9 protein-coding genes are annotated in these 10,736 nt (G+C 63.1%); 2 read left to right on the plus strand and 7 right to left on the minus strand.

The genetic code is table 11. The annotated features are described in order from the left end of the window. Window positions 1–27: 27 nt before the first annotated feature. From JHD67_RS11725 to JHD67_RS11745, 5 genes are read right to left on the minus strand one after another with little or no spacing between them, the layout of a single operon-like run. A complete protein-coding gene (locus JHD67_RS11725; RefSeq protein ID WP_233171828.1) occupies window positions 28–2,190 on the minus strand; it encodes a type IV pilus secretin PilQ in 2,163 nt (720 codons plus the stop codon). A gap of 20 nt (window positions 2,191–2,210) precedes the next feature. Beyond that, a complete protein-coding gene (locus JHD67_RS11730; RefSeq protein ID WP_199099364.1) occupies window positions 2,211–2,750 on the minus strand; it encodes a pilus assembly protein PilP in 540 nt (179 codons plus the stop codon). Further along, the gene (gene pilO, locus JHD67_RS11735) at window positions 2,747–3,412 is read right to left on the minus strand and encodes a type 4a pilus biogenesis protein PilO (protein ID WP_199099365.1); all 666 of its coding nucleotides are present in this window, start codon (window positions 3,410–3,412) and stop codon (window positions 2,747–2,749) included. The genes JHD67_RS11730 and pilO overlap by 4 nt, the downstream gene beginning before the upstream one ends. Next, entirely contained in the window at window positions 3,409–4,164 is a 756-nt protein-coding gene (locus tag JHD67_RS11740; RefSeq protein WP_199099366.1) for a PilN domain-containing protein, read from the minus strand. The genes pilO and JHD67_RS11740 overlap by 4 nt, the downstream gene beginning before the upstream one ends. Next, window positions 4,164–5,222: a pilus assembly protein PilM gene (locus JHD67_RS11745; protein ID WP_199099367.1), complete on the minus strand. Its 1,059-nt coding sequence runs from the start codon at window positions 5,220–5,222 to the stop codon at window positions 4,164–4,166. Before JHD67_RS11745 ends, JHD67_RS11740 begins: the two co-directional genes overlap by 1 nt. A gap of 250 nt (window positions 5,223–5,472) precedes the next feature. Between JHD67_RS11745 and JHD67_RS11750 the strand changes: the two genes are divergently transcribed. After that, a complete protein-coding gene (locus JHD67_RS11750; RefSeq protein WP_199099368.1) occupies window positions 5,473–7,971 on the plus strand; it encodes a penicillin-binding protein 1A in 2,499 nt (832 codons plus the stop codon). A gap of 85 nt (window positions 7,972–8,056) precedes the next feature. After that, window positions 8,057–8,731: a hypothetical protein gene (locus tag JHD67_RS11755; protein WP_199099369.1), complete on the plus strand. Its 675-nt coding sequence runs from the start codon at window positions 8,057–8,059 to the stop codon at window positions 8,729–8,731. A gap of 105 nt (window positions 8,732–8,836) precedes the next feature. On the opposite strand, the gene JHD67_RS11760 is transcribed toward JHD67_RS11755, so the two are convergent. Continuing rightward, window positions 8,837–10,132, minus strand: coding sequence for a citrate synthase (locus JHD67_RS11760; protein WP_199099370.1), 1,296 nt, complete (start codon window positions 10,130–10,132; stop codon window positions 8,837–8,839). Window positions 10,133–10,383: 251 nt separating this feature from the next. Then, window positions 10,384–10,629, minus strand: a complete 246-nt coding sequence (locus JHD67_RS11765) for a type B 50S ribosomal protein L31 (protein WP_199099371.1) — start codon at window positions 10,627–10,629, stop codon at window positions 10,384–10,386. Window positions 10,630–10,736: the final 107 nt, after the last annotated feature.

Here is a 10,736-nt window from a genome sequence, read left to right on the forward strand (position 1 = left end):
CTTCTCCCATACTGCCCCAGCCCCGGATTACTGCAGGCTGTCGCTCAGGATGCGCGGGGTGACGAAGATCAGCAGCTCAGCCTTGTCGCTCTCACGCGAGGTATTGCGGAACAGGATGCCGATACCCGGGATATCGCCCAGGCCCGGCACCTTGGTCGCGGTATTCTGCTTGGTGATCTCGTAGATACCACCCAGCACCACGGTCTGCCCGTTGTCGACCAGCACCGAGGTGTTGATCTCACGAGTATCGATCTGCGGCACCTGGCCGCTGCCCGGTACGGTGATGAACGAGGCCAGCGCGTCCTTCTTGACGTTGATCATCAGGTACACGCGGTTATCCGCGGTGATGGTCGGCGTAACCTTGAGCTCCAGCACCGCGTCCTTGAACTGCACCGTGGCCGTGCCGCTGCCGGCCGCACCGGTGGTGCTGTTCTGGTAGGTGACGTAGCCGATCTCCTGACCCTGGCGAATCACCGCTTCCTGCTGGTTGGCGGTAATCACGCGGGGGCTGGAGATTACTTCACCACGACCTTCGGTCTGTGCGGCGGACAACTCCAGATCCAGCGCGTAGTTCTTGCCAAGGATGGCCAGACCCAGGCTACCGGCAGCACCCGATGCAGGCAGGTTCACATTCGTGCCGGTGACCGTGCCGTTGCCCTGGTCCGTGCCGCCGGTCGAGATCACCTGGCCGCTCGGGTTGGTGCGCTTGGCCTGTACGCCGAACTTGGCGCCCAGCTCGCGGGTGAAGTTATCGGTGGCGATGACGATGCGCGACTCGATCAGCACCTGCTGCACCGGGCGATCCAACACGGTAATCAGCTCACGCAACTCGCGGATCTTCTGCGGGTTGTCGTTAATCAGCAGGGTATTGGTGCGCTCGTCGAACGAAACGCTGCCGCGCGTGGAGAGGAAACCGCGCGAACCGGCTGCGGCTCCGCCGCCGCCGCCGATGCCCGTCAGACTGCCCTGGGTCAGCAGCTTGGCGATGTCCTTGGCCTTGCCATAGCTGATCGGCACGTAGTCGGTGACCAGCTCGGCGTTGTCTTCCGCCTTGATGCGGGCGTCGGCAATGCTCTGCTCGTACTTGGCCAGTTCTTCCTGCGGCGCAATCCAGATCACGTTACCGTTGCGGCGCTTGTCCAGGCTCTTGGCGCGCAGCACCACGTCCAGGGCCTGATCCCACGGCACATTGACCAGGCGCAGCGTGACGCTGCCACCCACCGTGTCGGAAGCGACCAGGTTCAGGCCAGAGATATCGGCCAGCAACTGCAGGGCCGAACGCACCGGGATATCCTGGAAATTGAAGGTGACGCGGTTACCGGTATAGACCGGCTCCTGAGTCTTGCCGAGCTTCGCATCGGCCTTGTCGTCCTTCTTCTTGGGTGCCACCTCGACCACGTACTGGTTGCCGCTCTGGTACGCCGAGGTATCCACCGCGCCCTTGACGGCGACTTCCAGATGCACACCACCGCGCACGCCGGCCTTGGTGGTGATGGACTGCACCGGCGTGGCGAAATCGAGCACATCCAGGCGCTGGGCGAGGTTGCTGGGCAGGTTGGCGTGATCGATGTCGATCAACACCTTGTCGCCCTGGCGCTTCATGTCGGCATTGGCGCCGGGCGCGCTGAAATCGATCAGCACGCGGCCTTCGCCATTGGGACCGCGGCGGAAGTCGATGTTGGACACCGACGGACCGTTGGCCGCCGATGGCAGCGCCTTGGACGGATCGATGGTGGCCGCCGTGGTGGTGGTCGCCGCATCGGTGCCGTTGTTCACGGTAAGCACCAGGCTGTTGCCTTCCACGCGAGACCGGTAGGTGGAGTCGCGCACCAACTCGATGACCACACGGGTACGACCGCCCGCCGACACGGCCGACACGCCAGTGGCGGCCCCCTTGCCGATGTCGATGTGACGTGGAGCCGCGTTGTCGGTGTCGGCAAAATCGACCGCGATGCGCGGCGGATTGCCGGTGGTGAAGATCTTGGGCTCGGGCACCGGACCCTGGGCGAAGTTCAGATGCAGCTCCACGCGGCCACCGGGCAGCGTGTCGTAGCTGATCGCCTTCAGGGTGCTGGTGGCAGCCGCTGCGGCGCTCGACCAGGCGGCGCCGAGCGTCAACAGGCCCACGATCACATAACGACTCGCCTGGCGCATGACACGGCCCCGAACAGGTTTGATTTGGTTGCTCATTGCATCAGCCCCTGTGTTTCTTATTTGTCGCCGAGCGCGATGCTGGCGGGACGCTCCATCCAGCCACCATTACCGTTGGAAACCAGCTCCACCAAGTCGATGTGATCGTCGCTGATAGCGGTGACCCGACCGTAGTTCTGGCCCATGTATTCATTGCGATGGACGCGGTGAATGACGCCCCCCGGATCCTTCACCAGGACTTCCAGTCCATTGCCAGCACCGACGGTGCCAACCATCTTCAGGCTGTCGAGTGCGAACATTTCCAACGGCTCCTTGGGCCGGTTCTCGTCCGGACGCGAGCCTGCATTGGCATTGCCCTGCTGCAGCTCGGCCGTGCTGGGGCTAAACGGGTCACGACGATCCTGGTCGTTGTACTGGAACGTCTCGAAGGTCCTGATCACCGGCAACGGCGGGATCGGCGCGCCCTTTTTCTGCTTTTCCTGCGCCACCCACTGGTGCAGGTCATCCTGCCCGCTGCAACCGGCAAGGCTCAGCAAGGCACAGAGTACGAGGGAGCCCTTGATCGCAACGGTGGACCTGATGGCAATCAACTTGCTCATTTCTGGCCTCCCGTCGTCGCTGCCGACTTGGCGTTGGCGGCCTTGGCCTCGACGCTTTCATCGTCTTCCAGGTAACGGTAGGTCTTTACCGTGCCTTGCAGCACCAGCAGGCCGCCGCCACCCTTCGCGTCCTTGTTCTTCGGGGTCAGCGACACGTCATGCAGGGTCAGGATGACCACGCGTGGCAGTGAGGCAACGCCGCTGATAAAGGTGCCGAACTGGTGGTAGGTACCCACCATGCGCAGCTGGATCGGCTTCTCGGCGTAGAAATCCTTCGGCGCCTCGGCTCCCGGCTGGAACAGCTCGGTCTCCAGGCCCGCCGACAAGGCGGTCTGCGAGATATCCACCAACAGCTCAGGCATCTCAGTCTTACTGGGCAACTGACGCAGCAATTGGCGCAGCATGTCCTGCATTTCGTCGAGCTGCTGGGTCAGGCCCTCCAGATTCACGGCCTTGGCCTGCTTCTGCGAGAACTCCTGCTTGAGCTGTTGCTCCTTGGCGACGGCTTGCTCCAACGCGTCTTGTTGGTCGCTCACGTAGAGGTACCAGCCAAGCAGCACGATCAGCGCGAACAGCAGGCCGGTGAAGAACAGCTTGATCGACTGCGGCCAGCCGCCGATGTTGTTGCGGTCAAGACTCTGCAGATCTTTGAGGAATGTCATTTGTCGGCTCCCCGATGACCTGCCGGGCTGGCGTTCTTGCCCTCGGCGTTAGCCGTGGTAACCGGAACGGCTGCGGCCGGCTGAGCGGCTGGCGTAGGTGCGGGGTGTGCCACCGATGCCGCCGGTGCCGGTGCGCTGCTTGCCGGCGCGGGCGCAGGCGCGCTCGCCGGGATCACCGGGGTATGGTCGTCGTCAGGCGTTTCGTCGGTCTTGGGACGACTCAGAGCCACATCGAGGCCGAAAGAGTACGGCAGGCGCAGATCGCCATGCGTGTTCTCGGTCTTGCGCAGATCGGCGTGCCCCATCCATGGCGAGCTCTCGATGTTGCGCATGTACTCGGCCACGCTGGCATTGGACTGGGCCACGCCTTCGAGCGTCATCGAGTCGCCGGTCTGCTTGAGGCCGTCGAGACGCGCGCTGGCCGGAATGGTTTTCACCAGCTCATCGAATAGATGCACCATCTGCGAACGATTGGCCTGCAACTGTTCGATGATCTGCTTACGAGCCAGCAGGCGCTCACGCACCTTCTCGAGATCCTTGATCTTGCTGATGCGCTCATCGAGCTGCTTGATCTCGCCCTGCAGATAAGCGTTTCGCTCGTTCTGGCTGTCGATGCGCTGATCCATCCAGAACACCCACAGCAACACCACCAGCAGTGCCGCCACAAAGGCCGCCGCCAGCTGCATGAAGAACTCGCGTTCGCGCTGCTTGCGCCGCTCCGTGCGCCACGGAAGTAGATTGATGTGTGCCATCAGTCGAAGCTCCTCAGCGCGAGGCCGACCGCAATCATCAACGCGGGGGCATCCTGAGCCAGCGACTGTGCCTGCACGCGCGGCGACAGCGACATGCGCGCCAGCGGATTGGCCACGACGCAAGGCACGCCGAGCTGCTGCTCGAGCATCGGGCCAATGCCTTCGATGGAAGCGCAGCCGCCCGCCAGCACCACCTGATCGACCTTGCTGTACTCGCTGCCGGCGAAGAAGAACTGAAGTAGACGGCTGATCTGCTGGATCAGCGACTCCTTGAACGGCTCCAGCGCCTCGCTCTCGTAAGACTCCGGCAGGCCACCCTTGCGCTTGGCACGACCGGCTTCCTCGTAGGAAAGACCATAGCGGCGCATGATTTCGTCAGTGAGCTGCTTGCCGCCGAACACCTGTTCGCGCGAATAGATGGTTCGCTGGTTACGCAGCACCGAAAGCGTGGTCATGGTGGCGCCGATGTCGACTACCGCCACCAGCGCATCGCGCCCGACGTTGAGCTGGTCGGCCACCATGGCGAACGCGTTTTCCATCGCGAACGCTTCGACGTCGATCACCTTGGCGGAGAGACCGCCCAGATCGAGCGCCGCCACGCGCATGTCCACGTTCTCGGTACGCGAGGCCGCGAGCAGCACATTGTTCATTTCCGGGTTGTCCCGGACCGGGCCCAGCACCTCGTAGTCGAGACTCACTTCCTCGATCGGATACGGGATGTACTGGTTCGCCTCGACCTGGATCTGGCCTTCGAGATCGTCGTCGGAAAGATCACTGGGCATCGGGATGATGCGCGTGATGACCGCCGAACCGGCCACTGCAGCCGATGCATGTTTGAGCTTGGAACCGGATCGCGCGAGCGCGCGCCGGATAGCCTCGCCTACGGCATCGACTTCGACGATGTTCTTTTCGACCACCGCATTGGGGGGCAGCGGCTCGACCGCGTAGTGTTCTACGCGATAGCGACCACCGGCCTGGCTGAGCTGCAGCAACTTGACGGCGGTCGAGCTGATGTCGACCCCAACAAGCGGCGGCTTCTTGGGTGTAAAGAGCCCCACGATTTTCCCCCTTGCCCCTGGACGCCCACACCTGTTATCGGCGGGATGCGCGTTGGCATTAAAACCAAAAATTAATGTATTGGCAACGGCCTACGAGCTTTTTCTCGACACGTTCGCGTGACGGCATCCACACTTGGGCCATCCGGTCCGGTGGCCCGCTTCTTGCTGCCACCTACCCGGTTCATGCCGGGGATACTGCTACATCTATACTCTGTCTTGTTTTGACTTACGTCTCGCAAACACCCACACCATGCAAATTCTGAAGCGATTGCTGCGCTGGATCCTTATCCTGGCTTTCACAGGGTTGCTGCTGGGTGTCGCGGCGGTCGGCGTCGCCTATTGGCTGATATCCCCTCGCCTGCCCTCGGTAGCCGTGTTGAAGGACTACCACATGCAGGTTCCCCTGCGGGTGCTGACTGCCGACGGCAAGCTCATCGCAAGCTTCGGTGAGACGCGGCGCATCCCGGTAGGCATCGCCAACGTGCCCGAGCGGCTCAAGCACGCCGTACTGGCCGCCGAAGATGCCAGCTTCTATAAGCACCCCGGCGTGGACTGGCATGGCATCGCCCGCGCCGGCTGGCATGTGGTGACCTCTGGCGGCGACAAAGGCCCGGGCGGCTCCACCATTACCCAGCAGGTGGCGCGCAACTTCTTCCTGAGCCCGGAGAAGCTTTATTCGCGCAAGCTCACCGAGATCTTCATCGCCCTGCGCATGGAGAGCGAGCTGACCAAGGACCAGATCCTGGAGCTCTATCTCAACAAGATGTTCCTGGGCCACCGCTCCTACGGGGTAGCCGCGGCGGCCTCGTACTACTACGGCAAGACCCTGGACCAGCTCAGCGTGGCCGAATGCGCCACCCTGGCCTCCACCTTCCAGCTGCCCTCGGTGGTCAATCCGCTCAATAACCCCAAGCGCATGATTGCCCGCCGCAACTGGGTGCTGGGTCAGATGCTGGAGAACCGTTACATCAGCCAGGCGGAGTACGAGCAGGCGGTTGCCGAGCCGAACAACGCGTCGCCGCATGAACCGTCGATCGAGGTGGATGCCCCCTACCTGGCCGAAATGGTGCGCCTGCAGGTGCTCGACCGTCTGGGCAATGACGCGCTCACCGAAGGCTATGTGGTCAAGACCACCATCCAGAGCCATCGCCAGCAAGCCGCCGTGGATGCCGTGCGCGCCGGACTGGTCGAATATGACCGCCGGCACGGCTGGCGCGGGCCGGAGGCTCATCAGGAGCTGGGCGCCGACGCCAGTAACGACGACCTGGACCGTGCCCTGGCCGGCTATACCGATATTTCGGGCATGCAGCCGGGCATCGTTACCGGCGTGGCCGGCGGCGAGGCAAGCATTTACCTGGCCAGCCGTGAGCAAGTGAAACTCGGTGCCGAGGCGATGAGTTGGGCGCGCCCCAAGAGTGCGTCCAGCCTGCTCAAGCGGGGCGATATCGTACGCGTAGCACGCGACGAGAAGGGCAACTGGCAGCTCACCCAGATCCCCGCTGCCCAGGCTGCGCTGACCTCGATCAACCCGGAGGACGGTTCGCTGCAAGCCCTGGTCGGCGGCTTCAACTTCCTGCGCAGCAAGTTCAACCGCGCCGTGATGGCCGCGCGCCAGCCCGGTTCGAGCTTCAAGCCCTTCATCTACTCGGCGGCTTTCGAGCGTGGCTTCACCCCCGCCTCCATCGTCAACGACGCCCCCATCGCCTTGCCCGACCCCTCGCGTCCGGGCGGCCTGTGGACGCCCTCGAACGACGACGACAAGTTTGATGGCCCGATACGCCTGCGCGAGGCGCTGGTGCAGTCCAAGAACCTGGTCTCCGTGCGCCTGCTCGACGCCATCGGCGTGCGCTACGCGCGCGACTATGTGACCCGCTTCGGCTTCACCCTCGACGCGCTGCCGAGCAACCTCTCCATGGCGCTAGGCACGGCCTCGGTCTCCCCGATGAGCATGGCGCGCGGCTACGCCGTGTTCGCCAATGGCGGCTACCTGGTCACGCCGTATTTCATCAGCGAGATCGATGACCGCGACGGCAAGCCGGTCTACCTGGCCAATCCGGCCCGCGCCTGCCGCACCTGTGCGGAGCGCCTGCTCGACACCCGTCCACCCGGCCCGCCCCCGGCCGCGAGCGCCGCCCCGGTCAACGCCGTGGCCACGGCCGGTTCGACCAGCGCCCCCGCGACCTCCGGCAGCGTTGCCGGCGTGGGCGACGCCGTGCTGCCCGCCGACGCTCATGACGCTGGCGCACACCCGCCGGTGCTGGCGCCGCAGGTGATCGACGTACGCAACGACTATCTGATTACGTCGCTGATGCAGGATGTGATCAAGCGCGGCACCGGCTCCGCCGCGATGTCGCTGGGTCGCGACGACCTGGCCGGTAAGACCGGCTCCACCAATGACCATCGTGATGCCTGGTTCGCCGGCTTCAATGGTGACCTGGTGACCACGGTGTGGGTGGGCTTCGACGACTTCAGCCCGCTCGGCAAGGGCGAATTCGGCGCCAAGGCTGCCCTGCCCATCTGGATATCCTACATGGGGGCCGCGCTCAAGGACCTGCCCTCGACCACCTTGCCGATGCCGCCCGGGATCAGTACGGTGGTGATTGACCGCTCGAGCGGTTTGCCCGCTGGCGCGGGCGACCCGAACGGCATGTCCGAGATCCTCAAGGTCGAGGACGTGGATCGACTGCGCAACCAGGCGAATCAGCAGCAGGAGGACCAGGACCAGCAACACGCCTACGATATCTTCTGACCGTCGGCAGCGCGGGATCCGCCCTTTCCCCGTCCTGCCGCCCGCGCTCGCTGTAGCGAGCGCCCGCTTGCCGGAGGAATGAGGCATGGCACGAGGCGAACATCACCGCATCCACGCGCAGGATCGCCTGCAGCGCAATCGTCTGCGCGTCGCCCAAGAGGCAGCGCGCCTGATGAGCGAGCACGGCATTCGCGATTTCCATCACGCCAAGCTCAAGGCCGCCGAGCGGCTAGGCATCTTCGAAGCGCAGGCACTGCCGCGCAACAATGAAATCGAAGAAGCGCTGCGCGAGCATCAGCGCATCTTCCACGCCGACACGCAGCCTCAGCTGCTACAGGAGCGCCGCGAAGCCGCCGTCGAGGCGATGCGCTTCCTGCACGCGTTCGAGCCGCGACTGGTCGGCGCCGTACTGGAGGGCACCGCAGACACTCATTCGGCCGTCTGCCTGCACGTGTTTAGTGACACCGCGGAAACCGTCGTGCTGTTTCTTGAAGAACACGGCGTACCACTGACGCAGCAAACACGCCGCCTGCGCATATCTCGCGATGAACAGAACGAATACCCCGTGCTGCTGTTCAATGCCGACGGTCTGCCCTTCGACATCACCGTGCTGCCCAAGGATGCCCTGCGGCAACCGCCACTGGACCGCATCGATGAAAAGCCGATGCGTCGTGCCTCCCTGGCGATGGTGGAAGAGTTGCTAGCTACCGCCGGTAACGATGATGAATTCGAACGAATGCTTTCGGCCGCACTGAAGTAAGCCATCCGCGAGACCCGTAGCGATCGCTCGCTTCGCTTCGTCACCGCACAAACAAAAACGCCCCGGCATCACCGGGGCGTTTTCTTGTTGCGTCTTGCGGACCGATTAGCGCTTATCGGTCGGCACGTAGTTGCGAACATCGGCGCCGGTATAGATCTGGCGCGGACGGCCGATGCGCGAACCCGGGGTTTCATGCTGCTCGATCCAATGCGAGATCCAGCCGGACGTGCGCGCAATGGCGAACATCACGGTAAACATCTCGGTCGGGATGCCCAATGCCTTGTAGATGATGCCCGAGTAGAAATCGACGTTCGGGTACAGCTTGCGCTCGACGAAGTAGTCGTCCTTCAGCGCCGCCTCTTCCAGCTTCATCGCCACGTCGAGCAGCGGGTCGTTCACACCCAGCTCGTTGAGCACCTTGTGGCACATCTCGCGGATGATCTTGGCGCGCGGGTCGAAGTTCTTGTACACGCGGTGGCCGAAGCCCATCAGACGGAAGTTGTCGTTCTTGTCCTTCGCGCGCTTGACGGCCGTCTCCACCTTATCGGCGGTGCCGATCTCTTCCAGCATCTTCAGCACGGCTTCGTTGGCGCCGCCGTGTGCCGGACCCCACAGCGCGGTAATGCCCGCGGCAATGGAAGCATACGGGTTGGCGCCGGTCGAACCCACCAGACGCACGGTGGAGGTGGACGCATTCTGCTCGTGATCGGCGTGCAGGATGAACAGCAGGTCCAGCGCCTTGGCGGCCACCGGATTCATTTCCAGCGGCTCGCTCGGCACTTCGAACATCATGTGCAGGAAGCGCTCGACGTACTCGAGGTTGTTGCGCGGATAGCGGAACGGCCAGCCGATCGAGTAGCGATAGCAGGCGGCGGCGATGGTCGGCATCTTGGCGATCAGGCGGATCGCGGCCAGCTTGCGGTCTTCGGCGTTATCGACGTCGATGTCGTCGTGGTAGAAGGCCGACAGCGAGGCCACCGAAGCGGCCAGCATGGCCATCGGGTGCGCGTCGTGATGGAAGCCCTTGAAGAAGTCCTTCAGGGACTCGTGCATCATCGTGTGATGCGTGATCTGGTCTTCGAACTTGGCGAACTGATCCTTGTTCGGCAGCTCACCATTGAGCAGCAGGTACGAGGTCTCGAGGAAATTGGACTTCTCAGCCAGCTGCTCGATCGGGTAGCCGCGATACAGCAGCACGCCTTCGTCACCGTCGATATAGGTGATGGCGCTCTTGGTGCTAGCGGTGCTGCCGTAACCCGGGTCGTAGGTGAAATGCCCCGTGTCCTTGTACAGCGTTCCGATGTCGATGCATGCGGGACCGAGCGTGCCGCTGAGCAGGGGCAGTTCACTGCTGCGGTTGGTCGACTCATCCACCAACTTGACGATCTTGGAATCGGACACGGAAAACCTCCTTACACGTATGGTCATCGCCGGCTTGCCTAGGGCCAAAGGCCGGCGAAGTAGGGTTGATGTCGCAAATGGGGATGGCTGCAACACCTCGCCGCCCATTATCACATATCACCCCGCCAACATGCCCTAGCGGATGGTCGGATTGCAGGTGCAAAAAAGCACGGGGCGAGCCTGGGCTCGCCCCGTGTGATTCGTTCGCGAACGTCGCGTTGCCACGACGTGACCGCAAGCGGTTCGCGCGATTACTTCTGCGCGTAGCGACGACGGAACTTGTCGACGCGGCCGCCGGTGTCCAGCGTCTTCTGCTTGCCGGTGTAGAACGGATGGGAATGGCTCGAGATATCCACCTTGACCAGCGGGTACTCGTTACCGTCTTCCCACTTGACGGTTTCCTTGGTGGAGATCGTGGAACGCGTCAGGAACGCGAAGTCCGACGACAGGTCCTGGAATACCACCGGGCGATAATTCGGATGGATATCGGGCTTCATGACTAACTCGAAAGCGGTGGGTGAAAAGAGCGGCATTTTAACCATAGGCAGGCACCATTGGCAAGTCGGTCAGTGACTTGGCCGATTCAACCCGCCAAAAGGGGCGT

Origin of the sequence: Dyella sp. ASV21 (genome assembly GCF_016428975.1) — a bacterium.
Lineage (GTDB): Bacteria > Pseudomonadota > Gammaproteobacteria > Xanthomonadales > Rhodanobacteraceae > Dyella.

Coding starts and splice junctions, on each gene's coding strand:
- JHD67_RS11725 (WP_233171828.1), bottom strand. CDS start 2,190: ATGAGCAACCAAATCAAACCTGTTCGGGGCCGTGTCATGCGCCAGGCG.
- JHD67_RS11730 (WP_199099364.1), bottom strand. CDS start 2,750: ATGAGCAAGTTGATTGCCATCAGGTCCACCGTTGCGATCAAGGGCTCC.
- pilO (WP_199099365.1), bottom strand. CDS start 3,412: ATGACATTCCTCAAAGATCTGCAGAGTCTTGACCGCAACAACATCGGC.
- JHD67_RS11740 (WP_199099366.1), bottom strand. CDS start 4,164: ATGGCACACATCAATCTACTTCCGTGGCGCACGGAGCGGCGCAAGCAG.
- JHD67_RS11750 (WP_199099368.1), top strand. CDS start 5,473: ATGCAAATTCTGAAGCGATTGCTGCGCTGGATCCTTATCCTGGCTTTC.
- JHD67_RS11755 (WP_199099369.1), top strand. CDS start 8,057: ATGGCACGAGGCGAACATCACCGCATCCACGCGCAGGATCGCCTGCAG.
- JHD67_RS11765 (WP_199099371.1), bottom strand. CDS start 10,629: ATGAAGCCCGATATCCATCCGAATTATCGCCCGGTGGTATTCCAGGAC.